The organism is Pseudomonas sp. MF09150 (genome assembly GCF_059862355.1).
In genome coordinates, this window is the sequence record NZ_JCBCUS010000004.1 from 465,654 (window position 1) to 488,044 (window position 22,391).

At 62.1% G+C, this 22,391-nt stretch carries 27 protein-coding genes; 18 read left to right on the forward strand and 9 right to left on the reverse strand.

The window, feature by feature from the left end; genetic code table 11:
• Positions 1–10 precede the first annotated feature (10 nt).
• On the forward strand, positions 11–1,177 hold the full coding sequence (locus AC19YX_RS18340) for a 1-acyl-sn-glycerol-3-phosphate acyltransferase (protein ID WP_078472422.1): 1,167 nt from the start codon (positions 11–13) through the stop codon (positions 1,175–1,177).
• Between the two features lie 71 nt (positions 1,178–1,248).
• Here AC19YX_RS18340 and AC19YX_RS18345 read toward each other — a convergent pair whose 3' ends face one another.
• Positions 1,249–1,536 carry a hypothetical protein gene (locus tag AC19YX_RS18345; protein ID WP_078472423.1) on the reverse strand — a complete coding sequence of 96 codons (288 nt, stop codon included), beginning with the start codon at positions 1,534–1,536 and terminating at the stop codon, positions 1,249–1,251.
• Between the two features lie 189 nt (positions 1,537–1,725).
• Between AC19YX_RS18345 and AC19YX_RS18350 the strand changes: the two genes are divergently transcribed.
• The gene (locus tag AC19YX_RS18350; protein WP_020297610.1) at positions 1,726–1,932 is read left to right on the forward strand and encodes a hypothetical protein; all 207 of its coding nucleotides are present in this window, start codon (positions 1,726–1,728) and stop codon (positions 1,930–1,932) included.
• Between the two features lie 102 nt (positions 1,933–2,034).
• Here the strand turns inward: AC19YX_RS18350 and AC19YX_RS18355 are convergent, their stop codons facing one another.
• Positions 2,035–2,619, reverse strand: coding sequence for a YajG family lipoprotein (locus AC19YX_RS18355; RefSeq protein ID WP_020297611.1), 585 nt, complete (start codon positions 2,617–2,619; stop codon positions 2,035–2,037).
• Between the two features lie 205 nt (positions 2,620–2,824).
• Here AC19YX_RS18355 and AC19YX_RS18360 point away from each other — a divergent pair, with 205 nt between their 5' ends.
• Both AC19YX_RS18360 and mqo read left to right on the forward strand, forming a co-directional pair.
• Positions 2,825–3,058, forward strand: a complete 234-nt coding sequence (locus tag AC19YX_RS18360) for a hypothetical protein (protein ID WP_020297612.1) — start codon at positions 2,825–2,827, stop codon at positions 3,056–3,058.
• A 732-nt stretch (positions 3,059–3,790) separates the two neighbouring features.
• Entirely contained in the window at positions 3,791–5,299 is a 1,509-nt protein-coding gene (gene mqo, locus AC19YX_RS18365) for a malate dehydrogenase (quinone) (RefSeq protein WP_020297614.1), read from the forward strand.
• Between the two features lie 99 nt (positions 5,300–5,398).
• Here the strand turns inward: mqo and AC19YX_RS18370 are convergent, their stop codons facing one another.
• The 4 genes from AC19YX_RS18370 to AC19YX_RS18385 all read right to left on the reverse strand — a co-directional run bounded on the left by AC19YX_RS18370 (position 5,399) and on the right by AC19YX_RS18385 (position 7,450).
• Positions 5,399–5,686 (reverse strand): PA4642 family protein, encoded by a 288-nt coding sequence (locus tag AC19YX_RS18370; protein WP_020297615.1) that lies wholly within the window; start codon positions 5,684–5,686, stop codon positions 5,399–5,401.
• A 63-nt stretch (positions 5,687–5,749) separates the two neighbouring features.
• A complete protein-coding gene (locus AC19YX_RS18375) occupies positions 5,750–6,235 on the reverse strand; it encodes a hypothetical protein (protein WP_500606728.1) in 486 nt (161 codons plus the stop codon).
• Between the two features lie 180 nt (positions 6,236–6,415).
• Positions 6,416–6,889 carry a WbuC family cupin fold metalloprotein gene (locus AC19YX_RS18380; RefSeq protein ID WP_500606729.1) on the reverse strand — a complete coding sequence of 158 codons (474 nt, stop codon included), beginning with the start codon at positions 6,887–6,889 and terminating at the stop codon, positions 6,416–6,418.
• 3 nt (positions 6,890–6,892) lie between these two features.
• A complete protein-coding gene (locus AC19YX_RS18385; RefSeq protein ID WP_020297618.1) occupies positions 6,893–7,450 on the reverse strand; it encodes a hypoxanthine-guanine phosphoribosyltransferase in 558 nt (185 codons plus the stop codon).
• 165 nt (positions 7,451–7,615) lie between these two features.
• Between AC19YX_RS18385 and upp the strand changes: the two genes are divergently transcribed.
• Together upp and AC19YX_RS18395 are read left to right on the forward strand one after the other, a co-directional pair.
• Positions 7,616–8,254, forward strand: a complete 639-nt coding sequence (gene upp / locus AC19YX_RS18390) for a uracil phosphoribosyltransferase (RefSeq protein ID WP_020297619.1) — start codon at positions 7,616–7,618, stop codon at positions 8,252–8,254.
• Positions 8,255–8,256: 2 nt separating this feature from the next.
• Entirely contained in the window at positions 8,257–9,531 is a 1,275-nt protein-coding gene (locus AC19YX_RS18395) for a uracil-xanthine permease family protein (protein WP_078472427.1), read from the forward strand.
• 108 nt (positions 9,532–9,639) lie between these two features.
• Here the strand turns inward: AC19YX_RS18395 and hemH are convergent, their stop codons facing one another.
• Both hemH and AC19YX_RS18405 read right to left on the reverse strand, forming a co-directional pair.
• The gene (gene hemH / locus AC19YX_RS18400) at positions 9,640–10,665 is read right to left on the reverse strand and encodes a ferrochelatase (RefSeq protein WP_078472428.1); all 1,026 of its coding nucleotides are present in this window, start codon (positions 10,663–10,665) and stop codon (positions 9,640–9,642) included.
• A gap of 13 nt (positions 10,666–10,678) precedes the next feature.
• Positions 10,679–11,581, reverse strand: coding sequence for a TIGR01777 family oxidoreductase (locus AC19YX_RS18405; protein ID WP_078472429.1), 903 nt, complete (start codon positions 11,579–11,581; stop codon positions 10,679–10,681).
• A gap of 194 nt (positions 11,582–11,775) precedes the next feature.
• Between AC19YX_RS18405 and AC19YX_RS18410 the strand changes: the two genes are divergently transcribed.
• The 12 genes from AC19YX_RS18410 to AC19YX_RS18465 all read left to right on the forward strand — a co-directional run bounded on the left by AC19YX_RS18410 (position 11,776) and on the right by AC19YX_RS18465 (position 21,833).
• Positions 11,776–12,762, forward strand: a complete 987-nt coding sequence (locus tag AC19YX_RS18410; RefSeq protein ID WP_020297624.1) for an NAD(P)/FAD-dependent oxidoreductase — start codon at positions 11,776–11,778, stop codon at positions 12,760–12,762.
• Positions 12,759–12,974: a TIGR02450 family Trp-rich protein gene (locus AC19YX_RS18415; RefSeq protein ID WP_078472431.1), complete on the forward strand. Its 216-nt coding sequence runs from the start codon at positions 12,759–12,761 to the stop codon at positions 12,972–12,974. Before AC19YX_RS18410 ends, AC19YX_RS18415 begins: the two co-directional genes overlap by 4 nt.
• A gap of 121 nt (positions 12,975–13,095) precedes the next feature.
• On the forward strand, positions 13,096–14,064 hold the full coding sequence (locus AC19YX_RS18420; RefSeq protein WP_078472432.1) for a YbgA family protein: 969 nt from the start codon (positions 13,096–13,098) through the stop codon (positions 14,062–14,064).
• A 3-nt stretch (positions 14,065–14,067) separates the two neighbouring features.
• Positions 14,068–15,003: a MerR family transcriptional regulator gene (locus AC19YX_RS18425; RefSeq protein ID WP_201127893.1), complete on the forward strand. Its 936-nt coding sequence runs from the start codon at positions 14,068–14,070 to the stop codon at positions 15,001–15,003.
• Positions 15,004–15,016: 13 nt separating this feature from the next.
• Positions 15,017–16,462 (forward strand): deoxyribodipyrimidine photo-lyase, encoded by a 1,446-nt coding sequence (gene phrB / locus AC19YX_RS18430; RefSeq protein ID WP_201127894.1) that lies wholly within the window; start codon positions 15,017–15,019, stop codon positions 16,460–16,462.
• The gene (locus AC19YX_RS18435; RefSeq protein WP_421548743.1) at positions 16,455–16,880 is read left to right on the forward strand and encodes a nuclear transport factor 2 family protein; all 426 of its coding nucleotides are present in this window, start codon (positions 16,455–16,457) and stop codon (positions 16,878–16,880) included. Before phrB ends, AC19YX_RS18435 begins: the two co-directional genes overlap by 8 nt.
• Positions 16,877–17,659 carry an SDR family NAD(P)-dependent oxidoreductase gene (locus AC19YX_RS18440; RefSeq protein WP_201127897.1) on the forward strand — a complete coding sequence of 261 codons (783 nt, stop codon included), beginning with the start codon at positions 16,877–16,879 and terminating at the stop codon, positions 17,657–17,659. The genes AC19YX_RS18435 and AC19YX_RS18440 overlap by 4 nt, the downstream gene beginning before the upstream one ends.
• Entirely contained in the window at positions 17,656–18,903 is a 1,248-nt protein-coding gene (locus tag AC19YX_RS18445) for an NAD(P)/FAD-dependent oxidoreductase (RefSeq protein WP_500606730.1), read from the forward strand. The genes AC19YX_RS18440 and AC19YX_RS18445 overlap by 4 nt, the downstream gene beginning before the upstream one ends.
• On the forward strand, positions 18,900–19,709 hold the full coding sequence (locus AC19YX_RS18450) for a DUF1365 domain-containing protein (RefSeq protein WP_500606731.1): 810 nt from the start codon (positions 18,900–18,902) through the stop codon (positions 19,707–19,709). The genes AC19YX_RS18445 and AC19YX_RS18450 overlap by 4 nt, the downstream gene beginning before the upstream one ends.
• On the forward strand, positions 19,696–20,967 hold the full coding sequence (locus AC19YX_RS18455; RefSeq protein ID WP_078472439.1) for an SAM-dependent methyltransferase: 1,272 nt from the start codon (positions 19,696–19,698) through the stop codon (positions 20,965–20,967). The genes AC19YX_RS18450 and AC19YX_RS18455 overlap by 14 nt, the downstream gene beginning before the upstream one ends.
• A complete protein-coding gene (locus AC19YX_RS18460) occupies positions 20,960–21,475 on the forward strand; it encodes a DUF2878 domain-containing protein (RefSeq protein ID WP_500606732.1) in 516 nt (171 codons plus the stop codon). The genes AC19YX_RS18455 and AC19YX_RS18460 overlap by 8 nt, the downstream gene beginning before the upstream one ends.
• 52 nt (positions 21,476–21,527) lie before the next feature.
• Positions 21,528–21,833, forward strand: a complete 306-nt coding sequence (locus tag AC19YX_RS18465; RefSeq protein ID WP_020297635.1) for a YkgJ family cysteine cluster protein — start codon at positions 21,528–21,530, stop codon at positions 21,831–21,833.
• A gap of 32 nt (positions 21,834–21,865) precedes the next feature.
• Here the strand turns inward: AC19YX_RS18465 and AC19YX_RS18470 are convergent, their stop codons facing one another.
• Positions 21,866–22,384, reverse strand: a complete 519-nt coding sequence (locus AC19YX_RS18470) for an acyloxyacyl hydrolase (RefSeq protein ID WP_078472441.1) — start codon at positions 22,382–22,384, stop codon at positions 21,866–21,868.
• Positions 22,385–22,391 lie beyond the last annotated feature (7 nt).

Below are 22,391 nucleotides of genomic sequence, written 5' to 3' on the forward strand. Positions count from 1 at the left end.
ACAAGAGAGCATGATGGGCGAATTCGATGCCATCCGACCTTACGACGACAGCGAAGTCCCAGCGGTGCTGGCTCGACTGCTCGGCGACAAGGCGTTTCTAGATATCCTCACCCACTTCCGCTTCCCGCGCTTTGCCGGCGCCTTCGGCTGGTTGCTCAAACCTCTTATAGCTCATCGACTGCGGCGCGAGTTCGCCGGCGTGACTTCGGTAGCCACCCTGCAGGACAAGGTCGAGTACTACGTCGACCACACCATCGAGCGCGCGACCGACGGCGTGACCTATACCGGCGTCGAACAATTCAAGTCCGGCAGCGCCTATCTGTTTATCGCCAACCACCGCGACATCGTGATGGACCCGGCCTTCGTCAACTACGCCGTGTATCACGCCGGCCTGCCGACCCCGCGCATCGCGATTGGCGACAACCTGCTGCAAAAGCCGTTTGTCAGCGACCTGATGCGCCTGAACAAGAGCTTTATCGTGCACCGCTCGATTACCGGGCGTCGGGAAAAAATGGCCGCCTACCAATTGCTGTCGGCCTACATCAACCACTCGATCCGCAATGATTGCGCTTCGATCTGGATCGCCCAGGCCGAAGGCCGCGCCAAGGACGGTGATGATCGCACCGAGTCGGCGATCCTCAAGATGTTCCACATGAGCCGCAAGGATGAGCCGTTCGGCGAAGTCATCCAGTCGCTGAACCTGACCCCGGTCTCGATCAGCTACGAATACGACCCCTGCGACCAGGCCAAGGCCCGTGAACTGTTTATCCGCGCCACCACGGGCACCTACACCAAGGTGCCGGGCGAGGACGATGTGAGCATCGCCAAGGGCATCACCGGCTACAAGGGCCGGGTCCACGTCAACTTCGCCGCCCCTATCAGCGAACTGTTCGAAGACACCAAGCAATTGGCGGTGGAGATGGACCGGCAGATTCTCGGCGGATATCGCCTGTTCCCGGTGCATTACCTGGCGTATGCCCAGTGGAGTGATGCCGACCCGCAGTTGCAGGTGCCCGCGGCCAAGGACGTGTTCCCTGCCCAGGAGCTGGCCAAGGCCGAGGAGGAATGGCAACGGCGCCTGGAAGCCTGCCCCGTGGACCATCGGCCGTACCTGGTGCTGCAATACGCGACCCCGGTACGCAACCAGTACCGGGTCAAGGCCGGGCTGGCGCTGTAACCCAAGCTCGCAAAACCACAACGGCGCCCCAAGGCGCCGTTGTTGTGTCTGTCACCCTCAGTGTTCGCGGGTCAAAACCGTGTGCTGATCCAGGACACCAGCAGTGCCAGGGCCAGGCAGGCAAAACCGAAACGGTAGAAGAAGCGGTTCATGCGCAAGGTGGCCACATCCAGCAACAGCAAGGGCTGATCGATGCTGCGGCTGGCGCTTTGTGCTTCCAGGCTGGCCAATGCGCGCTGTTCACGACGGCGCGTGGCGTGCAGGACCCAGCTGCCCGGGCAGGCAAACAGCAGCGCGAGCAGGTTGAGCAGTTTGGCGGGGTGAGCGTTGAACAACGACCAGATCACATGCAGCGACATCGGGAACCTCGAGTGAACCCGGCCTCAGCGCCGGGCGATGGTCTAGCGGCGCGAATTCTACCCAAAGCGCCGGTAATCACCTGCTATTTCCGACAAAAAACAAAATTTGCGCCGATTAATTTACCCGGTCATCTGTTCGTCATCTAAACAGGCCAGTCTGTTGCCCCTCGATACACCACGGAGAACATCATGCTGCACGCAGAAAACCAGGATCGTCTTTATCTGATCGCCCAGAGTGATGAGCAGCAGACGCTGGTCGGCAGCCTGGCGTTCAACGTGCAGGACCGGCACTGGCTGGTGTATTGCGCCCTGGGTGGGCATCAGCACGCCGACCTTCCGGAAACCGACTTGCTGACCGGGGTCAGCGTGCTGGATTTCTACGTCGAGGCGGCGTGATCTCGGGCCTGGATAAACCTCAGGCATAAAAAAGCCCGGCTTCATCACTGAAGACCGGGCTTTTTTGTGCCCCGCGGGCCTGAGCCAGCGATTGGGCGCAGGTTACTCGCCGAGGATCTGACCCACGGTCGGGTCCTTGAACAGGCGGGTCAGGGCATCGCTCAACACGTCGCTGACCAGCTTGGTGTTGGTTTCCTGGTTCGGCGCCATGCCGAAACGCTGGTCCAGGGAAGCGCCGTAGCGGCCGCTGTAGCGACGGTTGGCATTTTGCACATCAGAGCGGAAGGTCGCGCCGATGGTGGCTTCCGTGACATACAGGCCTTCCTTGGGCGACTGATACTTCAGTTCGGCCAGGGTAACGGTCAACTGCGGCGCGTTGTAGGCATTGCTGGTCGGGGTGAACCCCAGGAGACGCACGGCCGCTTCGGCCTGGGCCTGCAGCTTGGGCAGGATCTGCGCGCCCTGCACAGTGATCGCGCTGGTTTCCGGATACAGACCACCACGGGTGCCCAGGGTTGGCGAAGGCCGACCGTCGACCACCCGCACCACCACCGGCTGGCCATGCCCTACGGGCGCCAGTTGAGTCGTGAGTTTCGGTTCCGGGCTGAGTTGTTGCGGGCTGTGGGCGCAGCCAGCCAGGGTCAAGCTGGTCACAGTGATCAAACCGAACAACAAACGTTGCAACATGCTCATCTCTCCAGAAATCAGGCACAAACAGGGGCGCAGTATAGCGGTGCTCGGCAACGGCTAACCAGCTTCAGAACAGGTTTAGTCAAGGCTCAGACAGGTCCGGTACATGTCGGTTCACGTAATATTTCCGACATAAGCGTCACATTGAGCTGTAACGCTTGACCGGCATCCTAACTCGCAATTGCCCAACAGGTATTTCGCCATGCACTTTCTCTGGTCCTTGTTCGCACCGCGCCAGAAACACCGCAGCTTTGCCCTGCTCGATCAACAGGGTCGCTGCCAGGCCTTCAAGCATTGCAGCCTGCCGCCGACCGGCGATGGCTGGGTGGAAATCGACGAAATCCGCCTCAACTGGCTGCATCAGCCCCTGCCTGCCAGCGCCCGTGTCAGCCCGCGCATTGCCCGGCCACGGGGGCAACAGGTACTGGCCACCTGACCAAAAGGCTAATAAAAGTCATTTAACAGGATCATTTCTGCGCGTTTCTTCGTTACAATCTCCCCCCGATTATAAGGACGTCTCCTGATCGGGCCTCGCAGCACCGCTGATGCGCTTGTATTGGCACCCCGCACCGCCCACAGAGAGCCGCCCACACAGATCGAGTGAAGCTGGCGCTTGCTGTTCCTCCTGCAAACCCCACTTTTCGCGAATCTGCCAGAGCTATCCTTGCTCGGACACTGAGTTGTATGCCCGTTGTGCCTGTCATGCATCCATGCTGGCACCAGCGTTCGGGCCCGGTGCCAGGCTGAGGTAGCCCTTTTTTGAGGTTCACGTCTTCAAAAGAGCGTGAAAAAAACGGGTTTTCACAACTTCACAAGAGTGTGGCGAGCAAATGAATAGTTTTGCGTCAGTACAAGCACCATTAGCGTCTACAACACCCCGACTACACAGGACCGAGCCTTCCTCATATAGCTGCGCTTGAAGCCTGTCCGCTACGGATTTGGTTGCACGAACGGACGTCTTGACCATAAGTCGAATTGCCTGGGATACCCGAAGATGCGTTCATACGCAGCTTGAGGCCCGAATGGCAGCGTCCGCAGAAGTTGCAAAAAATTGCGAAGATTCGGACATGGCGATCCTGGCCATGGGTACCTGGGGCAGAACTGAACGCCCCGTCACTCCTGGCAGCTATGCCGTCAATTTGGTGCTGCAGATTTTGGAGACGCGTTAATGGCGCATAACGAAGCAGTAGACGTCGTATTGGTTGGGGCCGGCATCATGAGTGCCACCCTCGCAGTACTGCTCAAAGAACTCGACCCCGCAATAAAGCTGGAAGTCGTCGAGTTGATGGATTCGGGGGCCGCGGAGAGTTCCAACCCGTGGAACAACGCCGGTACCGGCCACGCCGGCCTCTGTGAGCTGAACTACACGCCTCAGGCCGCCGATGGCTCTGTCGACATCAAGAAAGCGGTGCACATCAACACCCAGTTCGAGGTGTCGAAGCAGTTCTGGTCCTACCTGACCAAGAAAGGCACCTTCGGCTCGTCCAAGTCCTTTATCAGCCCGGTACCGCACCTGAGCTTCGTGCAGGGCGACAAAGGCGTTTCCTTCCTCAAGAAGCGTTTTGAAGTGCTGAGCCAGCACCACGCCTTCGCGGACATGGAATACACCGAAGACAAGGCCAAGATGGCCGAGTGGATGCCGCTGATGATGCCCGGCCGCCCGGCGGACGAAACCATTGCCGCGACCCGCGTGCTGAACGGTACCGACGTCAACTTCGGCGCCCTCACCAATCAGTTGCTCAAGCACCTGACCAGCGCACCCGATGCCCAGGTCAAGTACTGCAAGCGTGTCACCGGTCTCAAGCGCAACGGCGCCGGCTGGACCGTCAGCATCAAGGACGTGAACAACGGCAACAGCCGTGAAGTCGATGCCAAATTCGTTTTCCTCGGCGCGGGTGGCGCGGCACTGCCGTTGCTGCAGGCTTCGGGCATCGAGGAAAGCAAAGGCTTCGGCGGCTTCCCCGTCAGCGGCCAGTGGCTGCGTTGCGACAACCCGGAAGTGGTCAAGCAGCACCAGGCCAAGGTCTACAGCCAGGCTGCCGTGGGTTCGCCACCGATGTCCGTGCCGCACCTGGACACCCGTGTGGTCGATGGCAAGAAGTCCCTGCTGTTCGGGCCTTATGCCGGTTTCACCACCAAGTTCCTCAAGCACGGTTCGTTCCTCGACCTGCCGCTATCGGTTCGCGCCGGCAATATCGGCCCGATGCTGGCCGTGGCCCGCGACAACATGGACCTGACCAAGTACCTGGTCAGCGAAGTCATGCAGTCCATGGAGCAGCGCCTGGAATCCCTGCGCCGCTTCTACCCTGAAGCCAAGGCCGAAGACTGGCGCCTGGAAGTGGCCGGTCAACGGGTGCAGATCATCAAGAAAGATCCGAAGAAAGGCGGCGTCCTGCAGTTCGGCACCGAACTGGTCGCGGCCAAGGACGGCTCTCTGGCCGCTCTGCTGGGGGCTTCCCCGGGCGCTTCGGTGACGGTGTCGATCATGCTCGACCTGATCGAACGCTGCTTCCCGAGCAAGGCCAGCGGCGAGTGGGCCGAAAAGCTCAAGGAAATCTTCCCGGCACGGGAAAAGACCCTGGAAACCGACGCTGCGCTGTATCGCAAGATCAACAGCGAAAACAACGTCAGCCTCGAGTTGGTCGAGCAAAGCAACCAGGCCGAAAGCTACGCTTGATGCCTGCTGCATAAAAAACGCCCCGTTCTCGTTGAGAGCGGGGCGTTTTTTTTGGCCTTGGATCAGGGTCGGTAGAAACCAATGCCTCTACCCTCTCCTTCAGCCGCGAGCTTTTTCGATCAGCTCAATGTAATCGGCGCCATTGCGCTGGTCGGCGATCAGGCTCACGAAGTCCTGGCCGTGCTCGTCCTTGCCGTCCAGGTCGTAACCGGCTTCGAGGAAGAACGTCAGGAAACGTTCGAAGTCATCGATGCGCAGGCCGCGGTAGGCCTTGATCAGCTTGTGCAGGGAGGGTGAAGTGGCGTCGACCGGCTCGAAATCGAGGAACAGTTTGATCTGCTCATCGCCGATCTCGTCACCAATCAATTGCTTCTTATCTTTACGCATTGCCGACTCCAGCTCGCAGACATTTCACGGGGCGGGCAGTTTACCCCCAGGCGGCGTCGGGTCTCAACGCGGGCGTGTGGCTCCGGTGTGCAAGTCCGCCCAGATATGGCCGTTGGCATAGCTCAGGAATTGGCAATACACCGTGTCGTTGCGCAACAGATCCATCACCACCCGGTATTGGGCCAGGGGGTAATACAGGGTCAGGGTCTTGCTCTGGGGGTCGTAGATCGGCTTTTTCAGGCTTTTGCTTTCGCCGTCGAAATTCACCAGTACCTGGCCGATGGTCGCGCCCTTGTTCAGCGGCTTGCCCTTGAGGCGCACCAGCAAGGGCGAAGTCACGGGGATCGGCTGCTGATTGGATTGGCGCTGGCTGCCGACCACCACCGAATATTCGGTGACCTGCAACAGCTGCTGTTGCTCGGGGACGGAATCGCGCAGGGTCAGGTCATCGGGTGGCAGAAACTGCGCATGCATCGGCGCCGGGGCTGCCGCCAGAGGCAGGCTCAGGGTCAAAAGAAGGGCCGCGCTACTGCGAATCAACAGGCTCATGACAGGCTCCAGGCAAGGGCCGACCACTCTAGCACGCCTTTTCACCCCCACGCTGGAGTCGCTGCCGCAGGCTGCGCTGGCCGCACCTGACGCCGTGAGCCATCAGGAAAACAAGGGGCGCCTGGACAGGCCCAGCGCAGCCTCGTCAAGCTCGGCAGCGGCCACAGATGTGGGCGGGGATCAATCGAACTGGGCGCGCATCCAGGCATGGTATTGGGCCACTGCGGGCTCGCCTTCGCGGGGTGCCCAACTGGCCATCTCGCCCTCGCCCACCGGACGGTAGGGACCGGATTTGCATTCGAACATCAGGCTGTCAGCCTCCAGCACCACCAGGCCATGGAACACCCCGGCGGGCAGGTCGACACCGACACACTCACCACCGGCCTGCAGCACGCGCTTGGCCAGGACCTGGCCCGCCTCGTCGAACACCAGCAGCCCCAGACGCCCCTTGAGCACCAGCAGGGTTTCTGCCTTGTCGGCGCTCAGATGACGATGGGGCGCAATGTAGGTCGCCGGTTGCAGGCCGACCGCCATGCGGTGACACGGCTCTTCCATCTGATGGAAGTTATGGTGCTGCCGCCCCCGGGGGCTGGCCGCGGCCTTCTCGGCCAATTCGGCGAACAGCGATTGGTCGAGAAAGCTCGGCTGGTTCATGACTTACATGCCTTTGACGGCGAAGATGCCTGCGGCGTTGCGCCAGTAGCCTTTGTAATCCATGCCGTAACCGAAGATGTAACGGTCGATGCATGGCAAGCCGACGTAATCGGCCTTGAGGTCCGGGCGTGCCTTGCGGTCGTGGTCCTTGTCGATCAGCACGGCGGTGTGCACAGCGCGGGCGCCGGCATGCTTGCAGAAGTCGATGATGGCGCCCAGGGTGTGACCTTCGTCGAGGATGTCGTCGATGATCAGCACGTCACGGTCGATAAAGGACACTTCCGGCTTGGATTTCCAGAACAGCTCGCCACCGCTGGTTTCATTGCGATAGCGGGTGGCGTGCAGGTAGGAAGCTTCCAGCGGGAACTTCAGGTGAGTCAGCAGCTTGCCGGAGAAAATCAGGCCGCCGTTCATCACGCAGAACACCACAGGATTGCGCTCAGCCAATTCTTCATTGATGCGTGCACCGACCCGGGCGATGGCCGCCTCGACTTCAGCTTCGGTGTACAGGCAGTCGGCCTCTCGCATGATTTGACGGATATGCTCGAGATCAGCGGACATGGCGCTCTCCAAGGGGGTGGCGGTTTCGGAAAAGCGGGCAAAGGTACGCATCCCGCCGGGCCAGATCAAGCCTTTCTGGACTAACGTACTGTATGTCTATAGGACAACACCCTCGGATAGATTAATCTAGGCCGGTTTTTTTGCCCGCCGCCGGAGCCTTTCCCTATGCCCATCCGTGAGATCCGCCATCCGCTGATCCGACACAAACTTGGCCTTATGCGCCGCGCAGACATTAGCACCAAAAACTTTCGCGAGCTTGCTCAGGAAGTCGGTGCCCTGCTGACGTACGAAGCCACCAAAGACCTGCCCCTGGAAACCTACGATATCGAAGGCTGGTGCGGCACTGTCCAGGTCGAAAAAATTGCCGGCAAGAAGATCACCGTGGTGCCGATCCTGCGCGCCGGCATCGGTATGCTCGAAGGCGTGCTGAGCCTGATCCCGGGAGCCAAGGTCAGCGCCGTCGGCGTGGCCCGCAATGAAGAAACCCTGCAGGCCCACACCTACCTGGAAAAACTGGTTCCGGAGATCAACGAACGCCTGGCCATGATCATCGACCCGATGCTCGCCACCGGCAGCTCGATGGTCGCCACCATCGAACTGCTGAAAAAGGCTGGCTGCCGGGATATCCGCGCCATGGTCCTGGTGGCCGCTCCCGAAGGCATCGCCGCCGTGGAAAAAGCACACCCGGACGTGACCATCTACACCGCCTCGATCGACGAGAAACTCAATGAACACGGCTACATCATCCCTGGCCTGGGTGATGCCGGCGACAAGATCTTCGGTACCAAGCAGAAGGATTCCTGATCATGCAGGATGAGTTCAACGATCCGCTCTGGCGCCAGGTGCTCTCGGGCGCGCAGATGCTCTTCGTGGCCTTTGGCGCGTTGGTGTTGATGCCGCTGATTACCGGTCTCGACCCCAACGTGGCGCTGTTCACGGCGGGTCTCGGGACTCTGTTGTTTCAGGTCGTGACCCGGCGCCAGGTGCCGGTGTTCCTGGCGTCGAGCTTTGCCTTCATCACCCCGATCATTCTCGCCAAGCAGCAGTTCGGCCTGGCCGCGACCATGGGCGGCGTGATGGCCGCGGGCTTCGTCTACACCTTTCTGGGGTTGGCGGTGAAGGTCAAGGGCACCGGTTTCATTGACCGCCTGCTGCCGCCGGTGGTGATCGGGCCGGTGATCATTTCCATCGGTCTGGCCATGGCGCCGATCGCCGCCAACATGGCGATGGGCAAGGGTGGGGATGGCGCCGAGCTGATCCACTACCAGACCGCGATGCTGATCTCGATGCCAGCGCTGCTGACCACCCTGATCGTCGCCGTATTCGGCAAAGGGATTTTCCGCCTGGTGCCGATCATCTCCGGGGTGCTGGTGGGTTTTGCCATGTCGTTCTACTTCGGCGTGGTCGACACCGCGAAAATCGCCGCCGCGCCCTGGCTGGCCCTGCCCCACTTCACCGCGCCGGAGTTCAACTGGCAGGCGATCCTGTTTATCGTCCCGGTGGCGCTGGCCCCGGCCATCGAGCACATCGGCGGGGTAATTGCCGTCGGCAGCGTGACCGGTCGCGACTACCTGAAAAAACCCGGCCTGCACCGCACCCTGTTCGGTGACGGCATTGCCACCACTGCTGCCGGCCTGTTTGGCGGCCCGCCCAACACCACCTACGCCGAAGTCACTGGCGCGGTGATGCTGACCAAGAACTACAACCCGAAGATCATGACCTGGGCGGCGATTTTCGCCATCAGCCTGGCGTTTATCGGCAAGTTCGGCGCGTTGCTGCAAAGCATTCCGGTCCCAGTGATGGGCGGGATCCTGTGCCTGCTGTTCGGTTCGATTGCCGCGGTCGGCATGAACACCCTGATCCGCCACAAGATCGACCTGGGGGAAGCGCGCAATCTGGTGATTGTCTCGGTGACCCTGGTGTTCGGGATTGGCGGCGTGCTGGTGGGAACCGGCACCGGGCCGGATGACTTCGGACTCAAGGGGATTGCGCTGTGCGCCGTAGTGGCGATTGCGCTGAACCTGATCCTGCCGGGCAATGACAGCTGGAAGCACAAGAAAGGCGATGAACCGCTGATCTGATGGCTGCGGCCATTGGCGCGTACTTATAGCGACTGCTGGCTGTGCTGGGCCTTTTATCCCGGAGTGGATTTGAGGGCCAGCGCAGCTCGGCAGCGGCTACAGGTCGACTTAGAGCGCCAGAGGGGCGCGCTCGCAGAGCGTGTTCAGGGCCTTGGCCCATTGCGGGTTGTCATTGAGGCACGGCACCAGCACCAATTCCTCGCCCCCCGCTTCGCGGAACTGTTCCAGGCCGCGATCGCCGATTTCTTCCAGGGTCTCGATGCAGTCGGCAACGAATGCCGGGCACATCACCAGGATTTTCTTTGCCCCCTGCTTGGCCAACTCATCGAGGCGCGCCTCGGTGTAGGGTTCTATCCATTTGGCGCGCCCCAGGCGCGACTGGAACGACACCGACCAGGTACCCGCCGCCAGGCCCAGGCGCTCGGCGAACAGCGCGGCGGTCCGCAGGCATTGCGCGCGATAACAGGTGGCCAGGACTTGCGGCGAGGCATTCTTGCAGCAGTCGGCATCCTTGAAACAATGCTCGCCGGTGGGGTCGAGTTTGGTCAGGTGACGTTCGGGCAAACCGTGGAAGCTGAGCAGCAGGTGATCGTGTTCCTGCTCCAGGTACGGCTTGGCACTGGCCACCAGAGCGTCGAGGTATTCGGGCTGATCGTAGAACGGCTGCAGTATCGAGAGCTGCACATCCAGCTTCCTGTCGCGGATCACCCGCCGCGCCTCTTCGATCACCGTGGTCACGGTGCTGTCGGCGAACTGTGGATACAGCGGCGCCAGGGTGATCTTTTTCTGCCCCTGGGCCACCAGGCGCACCAAGGTCGACTCAATCGACGGCTCGCCGTAGCGCATGGCCAACTCAACCGGGCCCTGGGTCCATTGCGCCGTCATCGCCTGCTGCAGGCGGCGGCTGAGCACCACCAGCGGCGAGCCGTCTTCCCACCAGATCGAAGCGTAGGCATGGGCCGACTGCTCCGGGCGCTTGATCAGGATCAGCGACACCAGCAAGCGTCGCACCGGCCACGGCAGGTCGATCACGTACGGGTCCATCAGGAATTGATTGAGGTAGCTGCGCACATCCGCCACCGAGGTGGAAGCCGGCGAACCCAGGTTGACCAGGAGCAACGCGTGATCGGTCATGCAACGTCCTATTTCAAAGGCGGCTGGATAAATCGTCCAGGGCCGCAGGCAAATCAGGGAACTGAAAAGTAAATCCGGCCGCCAGCAAACGCTCGGGCGTCGCGCGCTGGCCACCCAGCAACAGCAGCGACAACTCGCCCAGCCCCACGCGCAGTGCAAAGGCCGGCAGCGGCACTATCGCGGGCCGGTGCAGGACGCGGCCCAGGCTCTTGGCGAACTCGCGATTACGAACCGGCTGCGGCGCGCACGCATTATAAGGACCCCGGGCATCGCTGCGATGCAGGAGAAAATCAATCAGGGCGATTTGATCCTTGATATGAATCCACGGCATCCATTGCCGACCATTGCCGATAGGCCCGCCCAGCGCCAACTTGAACGGCAGCAGCAGGCGCGACAAAAAGCCGCCCTCGGCCGACAACACCAACCCGGTCCGCACCAGCACCACACGGATGCCCAAGGCTTCGGCGCGTTGCGCGGTTTCTTCCCAGGCGATACACAACTGGCTGGCGAAGTCTTCGCTGACGGGAGGGGAGTCCTCATGCAACTCACGCTCACCGCCATCGCCATACCAACCCACTGCCGAACCCGAAATCAATACACCTGGCTTTTGCTCGCGGGTTTCGAGCCAGGCCAGCAGTGTCTCAGTCAGGCCGATACGGCTGCTCCAGAGCAGCGCCTTGCGTTTATGGGTCCAGTGCCGGTCGCCAATCGGCGCCCCGGCCAGGTTGACCACCGCGTCCAGCGGCTGCTGATCCAGCTCCTGCAACTGCGCGACACCCCGCACCTGGGCGCCACACAGCTGCGCGACTTTTTCCGGCTGGCGACTCCAGACCGTCAGTTGATGACCCTGGCTTAGCCAGAACTGACACAACTGACGGCCAATCAAACCAGTACCGCCGGTCAGCAATATGTGCATGAGATCCTCCTTGCGTGGCGTTTAAGCCCGATCACTAGTCTATTTTTATAGGCAGGGATCTTTTCAATCGGGCAGGCTGTGTTTTAACAATAGACAACCTGCACATCCGATCACGCCAAAAGCTATACCACAAAACAATATTGTACAGGTTTTAGCGACGGCGTAGTCTGTACAGAACGGTAAACGAGGCCCCTATGACTGTACCCATCGCAATTATCGGTACCGGCATTGCCGGACTCTCAGCTGCCCAGGCGTTGCACGATGCCGGGCACGTCGTTCAACTTTTTGATAAAAGCCGCGGCAGTGGCGGTCGCATGTCGAGCAAACGCAGCGATGCGGGTGCTCTGGACATGGGCGCGCAATACTTCACTGCCCGCGACCGGCGCTTTGTCACCGAGGTCCAGCGCTGGCAGGCCAATGGCTGGGTCGCCGAATGGACCCCGCAACTGTATAACTCCCATGGTGGCCAACTGAGCCCCTCCCCCGACGAGCAGACCCGCTGGGTCGGCACCCCCCGCATGAGCGCCATCACCCGCGCCCTGCTCGGCGACATGGAAGTGCACTTCGCCTGCCGCATCACCGAGGTATTTCGCGGTGAACAGCATTGGCACCTGCAAGATGCCGAAGGCGTGACCCATGGCCCATTCAGCCATGTGGTCATCGCCACGCCCGCGCCCCAGGCCACCGCTCTGCTCGCCGCCGCACCGAAACTCGCCGGCGCCGCTGCGGGGGTGAAAATGGACCCGACCTGGGCCATCGCCCTGGCGTTCGACACCCCGCTGGAAACCCCGATGCAAGGCTGCTTCGTGCAGGACAGCCCGCTTGACTGGCTGGCCCGCAACCGCAGCAAACCTGGGCGCGACAGCACGCTCGACACCTGGGTCCTGCATGCCACCAGCGCCTGGAGCCGACAGAACATCGACCTGCCCAAAGAGGCCGTCATCGAGCAATTGCATGGCGCCTTCGCCGAGCTGCTGCACAGCGCCATGCCAGCGCCGACCTTCAGCCTCGCCCACCGCTGGCTCTATGCGCGGCCTGCCACCAGCCATGAATGGGGCGCCCTGGCCGATGCCGACCTGGGACTGTATGTCTGCGGCGACTGGTGCTTGTCCGGTCGTGTCGAAGGCGCCTGGTTGAGCGGCCAGGAGGCAGCGCGCCGGCTGCATGAAAACCTGCAGTGAATCGCCTTAACCCACGCAAGTTGCTGCTGTCGAAATGGACGGCAGCCCTCCCGCAAAACCGCGAGAAACACTTTCTGGTCAGCGAACTGTTCTGCGACGAAGAAGGCACCGTGCTGCAAGTCGAATTGCAAGCGGTCCTCACCCGCCGCTGCCAACGCTTGAACTGGCAGGACCTGCAAAACGACAGCCAGTGGCAGATGGGCTGGAAATAACGCCCTAGGCCCTCATGCAAATACCTATACAGATTATTTGACTTGTACAGCTTTGAATCTATGATAGAGCAAAGTTGTACAGGGTATTAATTCTGTACAGGTATTGGCCGGAGGTGCCTTGATGCCCGATATCACCGTTCCCCAGAGCAAACCGAAAATCGCCATCAGCGCCTGCCTGATGGGCGCCGAGGTGCGCTACAACGGCGGGCACAAGGAATCTCGTCTGTGCAGCCGAGTCCTGAGCGAGTACTTCGACTTCGTTGCGGTATGCCCCGAAGTCGCGATCGGCCTGGGCACCCCCCGCGAGCCGATCCGCCTGGTCGGCGATCCACAGCAGCCGCAAGCCGTCGGCACCGTTGACCGCACGCTCGACGTGACTCAGCCGCTGGCTGATTACGGCACCCGGATGGCGGCCGAACTGGGCGACATCTGCGGCTATATCCTGATGCAGAAATCCCCCTCCTGCGGCATGGAGCGGGTCAAGGTCTATCAGGACAAAGGGCGGCCCGCCGAGCACAGCGGACGCGGCATCTACGCCCAGGCGTTCTGCGCCAAACACCCCAATCTGCCGGTGGAAGAAGACGGCCGCCTCAACGACCCGGTGCTGCGGGAAAACTTCCTGACCCGGGTATTCGCCTACAGCGCCTGGCAGGAGTTGCTCAAGCAAGGCCTGACCCGCCGTGGCCTGATGGAATTCCACTCGCGCTACAAATACCTGCTCATGGCCCACAGTCCCTTGCACTACAAAAGCCTGGGCCACCTGCTGGGCAGCATGGGCAAGGGCGACCCAGCACTGATCGGCCCGCAGTATTTCAGCGAGCTGATGAGCGCGCTGAAAAAATGCGCCACCCGCGGCACCCACACCAATGTCCTGCAGCACCTGAGCGGCTATTTCAAGCAGACCATCAGCGCCGACGACCGCCAGGAAATGCAGCAACTGATCGGCCAGTACCGCCACGGCATCATCCCCTTGGTGGTGCCGCTGACCCTGCTCAAGCACCACCTGCGCCAGCATCCGGACCCGTACGTGGCGCAGCAGGTCTACCTGCAGCCACACCCGGAAAACCTCAGCCTGCGCAATGCGATCTGAGCCATGAGCGAACCTGCATCCGATGATCCGCAAACCGCCACCGACTACGGTCAGGCGCTGGAACAGGGCTGGCTGCCGATCCGGGAAGTGGCGCGCCGCACCGGCGTCAACGCGGTCACCCTGCGCGCCTGGGAACGGCGCTACGGCCTGATCGTGCCGCAGCGCACCCCCAAGGGCCACCGGCTGTTTTCCGAAGAGCATGTGCAACAGATCCTGACCATTCTCACCTGGCTCAATCGCGGTGTTGCCGTGAGTCAGGTCAAGCACCTGCTGGGCTCCACCCCGGCCTTCAGCGTGCCGGCGGCAAACGACTGGCATAGCCTGCGCCAGAGCCTGACCCTGGCCATCAGCCAGTTGGCCGAGCGCAAGGTCGACGACACCTTCAACCAGGCCATGGCCCTGTATCCACCCCGAACCCTGTGCGAACAGCTTTTGATCCCCCTGCTGGCCGAGCTCGAACAACGCTGGCAAGGCCAGTTCGGCGCGCAGATGGAGCGGGTGTTTTTCTACTCCTGGCTGCGCAGCAAGCTGGGCGCGCGGATCTATCACAACAACCGCCAGTTGCAAGGCGCACCGCTGCTGCTGATCAACCACTCGGACCTGCCGCTGGAGCCGCACCTGTGGCTCAGCGCCTGGCTGATCAGCAGCGCCGACTGCCCGGTGGAAGTCTTCGACTGGCCGCTGCCCGTCGGCGAACTGGCCCTGGCCGCCGAGCACCTGCAGGCCCGGTGCGTGCTGCTGTATTCGAGCAAGTCCATTCACCTCGGGCAGCTGCCACGGCTGCTGAGCGGGCTGAACTGCCCGACATTGATTGCCGGACCAACGGTATGCATCCACTGCGCCGAACTGACCGTATGTACCACTGAAATCGCTGATCTGTTCCTGGCCGAAGACCCGATCTCGGCACACCAGGCCCTGACCCAGCGAGGACTTCTCTGATCCAGGAATCACCATGCAACTGATCTGGCTACGCAGTGACCTGCGCCTACATGACAACACCGCCCTCAGCGCCGCTGCCGCACGCGGCCCGACCGTGGCCGTGTACCTGCTGAGCCCGGAACAGTGGTTGGCCCACGATGACGCGCCGTGCAAAGTCGACTTCTGGCTGCGCAACTTGCACCGGCTGAGCGAAGCCCTGGGCGAACGCAACATCCCGCTGCTGATCCGCCACGCCGCCACCTGGGATCAGGCACCCAACGTGTTGTTGAACCTGTGCCAGGAGCTGCAGATCCAGGGCCTGCACTGCAACGACGAATACGGCATTCACGAAAGCCGGCGCGATGCGGCGGTGGCCGAGAAGTTGGAAAACAACGGCATCGGCTTCCACAACTACCTCGATCAATTGCTGTTTCAGCCGGGCAGCGTACTGACCAAGAGCGGCACCTATTTCCAAGTCTTCAGCCAGTTTCGCAAAGTCTGCTACAGCCGTTTGCACGGCAGCTTGCCGGGCCTGGTCAGCGTCCCTCGGGTGCAAGCCCCGATGGCCTTGAAAGCCGACCCGGTGCCGCAGCAGGTCGAAGGTTTCGCCCGTCCCAGCCAAAGCCTGCGCGATCTCTGGCCCGCCGGTGAAGATCAGGCGCGCAAACGCCTGGAGCATTTCGCCGATGCCCAGATCGACTACTACCAGGGCGAGCGGGATTTCCCCGCCAAACCCGGCACCAGCCAGCTGTCGCCTTACCTGGCTGCAGGAGTGGTGTCGCCACGCCAATGCCTGCATGCAGCGCTGCAAGCCAATCAGGGCGAGTTCGAAAGTGGCAGCGTCGGCGCCGTCACCTGGATCAACGAACTGCTGTGGCGCGAATTCTACAAACACATCCTGGTGGGCTACCCACGGGTCTCGCGGCACCGCGCCTTTCGCCCGGAAACCGAAGCCGTGGCCTGGCGCCACGCTCCCGAGGAACTGGCGGCCTGGCAGGAGGCGCGCACCGGCCTGCCGATCATCGACGCCGCCATGCGCCAATTGCTGGAAACCGGCTGGATGCACAATCGCCTGCGGATGGTGGTGGCGATGTTCCTCACCAAAAACCTGTTGCTTGACTGGCGTGAAGGCGAACGCTTTTTCATGCGTCACCTGATCGACGGCGACCTGGCGGCGAACAATGGCGGCTGGCAATGGAGTTCCTCCACCGGGACTGATTCGGCGCCCTACTTCCGTATCTTCAACCCCCTGAGTCAATCGCAGAAGTTCGACAGCGAAGGGCGCTTTATCAAGCATTGGCTGCCGCAACTGGCGGCGCTGAACAAAAAGGACGTGCACAACCCGGCGGCCATGGGTGGCCTGTTCGGCGTGGCCGATTACCCAGCGCCGATCGTCAACCTGTCGCAGTCTCGCGAACGCGCCCTGGCGGCCTTCAAGAGCCTGCCGCCACGGATGGATGTCGGAGCCGGCCATGAGTGAATTCCTGCGCGACTTCGCCCGCGTCTTTGCCAGCCTCGACAAACATAACCTCGAGCGCCTGTACTCGCTGTACAGCCCGGACATCCAGTTCACCGACCCGCTGCACGAGGTGCAGGGGTTGCCGCGCCTGCGTGAATACTTCAGCGAGCTGTACGCCAACGTCAGCCATTTGCAGTTCGTCTTTTCCGGCATGGACCAGGTGGACGACGGCCAGGGTTACCTGCGCTGGACCATGAGCTACAGCCACCCTCGACTCAATGCCGGCCAGACCATCCACGTCGATGGCTGCTCCCACCTGCAGTGGCGCAACGGTCGGGTCTATCGCCACCACGACTATTTCGACGCCGGCGCGCTGCTGTATCAGCACCTGCCCATCATCGGCCGGGTGATCGCCTGGCTGAAAAGGAGAATCGGATGAAGGCGGCCATGCCCCGGCGTATCTGGCTGACCGGCGCCAGCAGCGGTATCGGCGCGGCACTCGCTGAAGAACTGTTGCTGGGCGGCGCGCACCTGGCCCTCAGCGCGCGCACCCGTGCCCCGCTCGATGCCCTGGCGCTGCGCTTTCCCGGACAAGTGCTGGTGGTGCCGGGCGACCTCACCGACCCCGAGCAGGTGCGCCAGATCGGCGAACAGATCGCCCTGGCGTGGGGCGCGCTGGACACGGCGATTCTCAATGCGGGCACCTGTGAATACATTGACGTGCAGCAGTTCAAGGCCGAACTGGTCGAGCACGTGATGCGCAGCAACCTGACGGCCAGCTGCCATTGCATCGAAGCCGCCCTGCCCTTGCTGCGCGCCGGCAATCGGCCGCACCTGGTGGGTGTCGCCAGCTCGGTGACCTACCTGCCGCTGCCCCGGGCCGGAGCCTACGGCGCCTCCAAGGCCGCCTTGCGCTACCTGCTGCAATCGCTGCGTATCGACCTCGCGGCCGAGGGCATCGATGTGACCGTGGTCAGCCCAGGCTTTGTCGAAACCCCGCTCACCGCCCGCAACGACTTCCCCATGCCCATGAGCTGGCCGGCCGCCAAGGCGGCACGCCATATCAACCAGCACCTGTCACAGCGGCCTTTGGAGATCGCCTTTCCGGCCGGCTTTATCGCCGGTCTCAAACTGCTGTCCTGGCTGCCGGGGCGCTGGCAACTGGCGATCGGCAAACGTATGGCACGCAACGCCTCGCCGACCGGGAGCGCCTCATGAAAATCGCCATCATCGGCAGCGGCATCTCCGGGCTGACCAGCGCCTACCTGCTCAATCGCCGCCACGACATCACGGTGTTCGAGGCCGGCAGTTGGGTTGGCGGCCATACCCACACGGTGGATGTCAGCGTGGCGGGCGAAACCCACGCGGTGGACACCGGCTTTATCGTGTTCAACGACTGGACCTACCCCAACTTCATTCGCCTGCTGGGGCAGATCGGCGTGCCGTTCAAACCCACCGAGATGAGTTTCTCGGTGTGCGATGCGCAATCGGGGCTGGAGTACAACGGCAATAACCTCAACAGCCTGTTCGCCCAGCGCCGCAACCTGCTGTCGCCGGGGTTCTGGGGCATGCTACGGGACATTCTGCGCTTCAATAAAGAGGCCCTGCGCGACTTGCAGCAACAGCGGATCGCGCCCGACACCACCCTCGGCGACTACCTGCGAGACCAGGGCTACGGCGAGCGTTTTATCCAGCACTACATCGTGCCCATGGGCGCGGCGATCTGGTCGATGTCTCTGGTGGAGATGCACGGCTTTCCGTTGCAGTTCTTTGTGCGCTTCTTCAAGAACCACGGCCTGCTGTCGGTGAGCAATCGCCCGCAGTGGTGCGTGATCGAAGGCGGCTCCAGCCGCTATATCGAACCGCTGAGTGCCACGTTTCGCGAGCGCATTCGCCTGAACTGCCCGGTCAGCCGGGTCGAGCGCGACCTGTCCGGCGTGCTGATCCACGGTGCCGCCGGCAGCGAACGCTTCGACAAAGTGGTGTTCGCCTGCCACAGCGACCAGGCCCTGAGCCTGCTGGCCGCGCCCAGCGATGCCGAGCGGGAGATCCTCGGCGCCCTGCCCTATGCCGACAACGACGTGGTGCTGCACACCGACACCCGGTTGTTGCCGCAACGCAAGCTGGCCTGGGCCAGCTGGAACTATCGCCTGGACGGCAGCAGCGACACCCAGGCGGCTGTCACCTATGACATGAACATCCTCCAGGGCCTGCAAAGCTCGACCACCTTTTGCGTCAGCCTCAACCAGAGCGCCGCCATCGACCCCTCCAAGGTCCTGGCGCGCTACACCTACGCTCACCCGCAATACAGCCTCGACGCAGTGGCCGCCCAGGGTCGCTGGCAAGAGTTGCAAGGCGCGCAACACAGCTTCTACTGCGGTGCCTATTGGGCCAACGGCTTCCATGAAGACGGCGTGGTCAGCGCCCTGCGCGTGGCCCAGGCGTTCGGGGAGCAATTGTGAACAGCGCCCTGTACAGCGGCTGGATCGGCCATCGACGCTTTGCGCCCAAGTGCCACGCGTTTCGCTATCGCATCGGCCTGCTGTACCTGGATCTGGATGAACAAGAGCAGGTGTTCAGCCTCTCGCCCCTGGCTGGCAGCAGCCGTTTTGCGCCGTTTTCCCTGCGCGAAAGCGATTACCTGAAGGCCTTCACCAGCCAGGGCATGCCCCTGATCGATGCTGTGCGCCAGCAGGTGGCGGCCGCCATCGGCCATGTACCCGGCGGCGCGGTGTGCCTGTTGACCCAGGTCCGCAGTTGGGGCCTGGCGTTCAACCCGGTGAGCTTTTTCTACTGTTTCGAAAGCGACGGGCAACTGGCGGCGATTCTCTGTGAAGTCACCAACACCCCGTGGCGCGAGCGCTATCACTACGTGCTGCCGGCCCAGGCTGCGACGACCGCCGAGCACCAGCACTTCGCTGTGGCCAAGGCCTTTCATGTCTCGCCGTTCATGCCCCGGGACCTGGAATACCGCATGAGCTTCAGCCCCCCCGGCGAGCGCCTGGGGGTGCACATGGCCGACTGGCAGGGCGAGTTCAAGCTGTTTGACGCCACCCTCAACCTGCAACGCCAGGCTCTCGACCGCTCCAGCTTGCACGCCTACCTGCGGCGCTTTCCGTGGATGACCGCCAAGACCTGCCTGGCCATCTACTGGCAAGCCCTGCGCCTGCTGCTCAAACGCATTCCCCTTGTTTCCCATCAGGCTGCCGATGGCACCTATAAAACCGCCGCTGTACAACCCAAGGATCGCCGCCATGAAATCCTCTAGCGTATCGGCCAAGGCCAGCCTGTTGAGCACCAATGGCCTGACCGGCAATCTCCTGCGCCGTGGCGTGCTGCGTCAGCTGGCACAGCTCAAGCACGGACAACTGGTGCTGATCGAGGACGGCGAACGCCATGTGTTCGGCAGTGCCGGAGCCAAGCTGCTGGGGGAGATTCATATTCTCGATGCGGCAGTCTGGGGCCTGGTCGCCAGCAACGGTTCGATCGGCGCCGGCGAAGCCTTTATCCACGGCTACTGGAGCACCCCGGACCTGACCGCCGTGGTACGGGTGTTTGTCAGCAACCTGGAGGTACTTGATGGCCTGGAGGGCGGACTGGCCAAATTGGGCCGGCCGTTGATCCAGGGCCTGCACTGGCTCAACCGCAATACGCGCAAGGGCTCGCAGAAAAACATCGCTGCCCACTACGACCTGGGCAATGAGCTGTTCGAACAGTTTCTCGACCCGACCATGATGTATTCGGCGGCGCAGTTTCGCAGCAGCGAAGACACCCTGGAGCAGGCGCAATTGAACAAGCTGGAGCGCATCTGCCAGAAGCTTGCCCTGCAACCATCCGACCACCTGCTGGAAATCGGCACCGGCTGGGGCAGCATGGCGCTGTACGCCGCGCAGAACTATGGCTGCAAGGTCACCACCACGACCCTGTCCAGGGAGCAGTTCGCCTTTACCCGCCAGCGCATCGACCAACTGGGCCTGCAAGACCAGGTGACCCTGCTACTGGAGGATTACCGCGACCTCACCGGGCAGTACGACAAGCTGGTGTCGATCGAGATGATCGAAGCCGTCGGCCACCACTTCCTGCCGACCTACTTCAAGCAGTGCGCACACCTGCTCAAGAGCAACGGCCTGATGCTGCTGCAAGCCATCACCATCCGCGACCAGCGTTATGAGCAGGCGAAAAACAACGTCGACTTCATCCAGCGCTACATCTTCCCCGGCGGCGCCCTGCCCTGCGTGCAGAAGATGCTGGAGATCGTCAGCCGCGACACCGACATGAATCTGCTGCACATGGAGGACTTCGGCCTGCATTACGCGCGCACCCTGCGCCTGTGGCACGAGAACTTCCGCCGCGCCCATGGGCGCCTGGTCGAACTGGGTTACGACCAGTACTTCCTGCGGCTGTGGGAGTTCTACCTGTGCTACTGCGAAGGTGGCTTCCTGGAACGCACCATCGGCACCGCACAGTTGCTGCTGGCCAAGCCTGCGGCGGCCCCCGAGCCGTTGCTGGGACGCTTCAATGCGTAAACGCCTGGCCAATGCGGGGCTGTTCCAGCTGGGCTGGTTCGCCTGCGTGATGGGCGGTGACGGCCCCTGGCTGCTGCTGGGGCTGGGCGTGCTGATGGTTCATTTGCTGTGGATAAACCAGTGGGCCGAAGAGGGTCGACTGATCTTCAGCGTGATGCTGTTCGGGATCTCGATCGACAGCTTCCTGCATTGGCTGGGGGTGTTTCAGTTCAAGGAAGTCACGTTGCTGATTCCGCTGTGGCTGATGCTGCTCTGGGCCCTGCTGGGCACCACCTTGCGCCATTGCCTGGCCTGGTGCGCCAGGCCCTGGTGGCTGGCGAGCCTGTTGGGCGCGTTCAGCGGGCCGCTGTCGTACTACGCCGGTGGGCGCCTGGCGGGGGTGCAATTTCCGTATGGGTTGTGGCCGACGCTGATTGGCCTGGGGTTGCTCTGGGCCGTGGTCTTTCCCTTGCTGCAACTGATGGCCAGGCATCTGCCCAATGGGCAACTGCGCACATCCGCAGGCTAAGCGTCCGTCAGTGCATTCACAGCCCGGCCCCACTGCCTTACACTGCGCGCCTATGAACACCATCCCCCACACCCAGATTGCTGAACCTGCGGTCACCTGCTCCACCTGCGCGGCGTGCTGCTGCCAGCTGGAAGTCATGCTGATCACCGACACCGGTGTGCCTGAACGGTTTATCGATACCGATGACTGGGGGGGCGAAGTCATGCTGCGCCTGGATGACGGCTGGTGCGCCGCGCTGGATCGCAACAGCATGATGTGCACCATCTACGAGAAGCGCCCGCTGATCTGCCGGGAGTTCGAGATGGGCGAAGCCGACTGCCTCACCGAACGCCGTGGCATCGCCACGGCGTATCGCTGACCGCAGCCGTTAATACGGCTGCGGCGTGCGGCTTACAACGGCATGGTGTAGTGCAGCGCGTAACTCTCCACGCCGTCGTTGTTGCTGCTGATACCGGCGTTGGAGTAGTGAGTGGCACGAATGCCCACTTCGTGCCCGCCGGCGAAGCGCAGGCCGAAACCAATCCGGTCTTCAAACTGGAAGGCTGACCCCAGTTTGTTGCTCTCGACTTCGGTGTGGTTGAACAGCGCGACCCCGATCCCCGCTTCAACGTACGGTTTGACGTTTTCACCGGAGAACTCATACACCAGCACCGGCGAGAACGACAGGCTGTGGTTGCTCGACTTCTTGTCGCCATCCCAATAGGTGTAGGCCCCACTCCAGTAGCCGGTCAGGCGACCGACATCGCTTTGCAACCAGCTCTTGTCCCAGTCGAACTGCATGCCCAGGCGGTAAGTCTGGGTCGAGTCGCTGGTCTGGCCCACGGCGAATTCGACGCCAGCGGCCTGTGCACTAAAACTTTGCCCCAAGAGTGCGGCCGCAAGCGCGGCCAAACAGAACAGACGCTTCATCACGAAC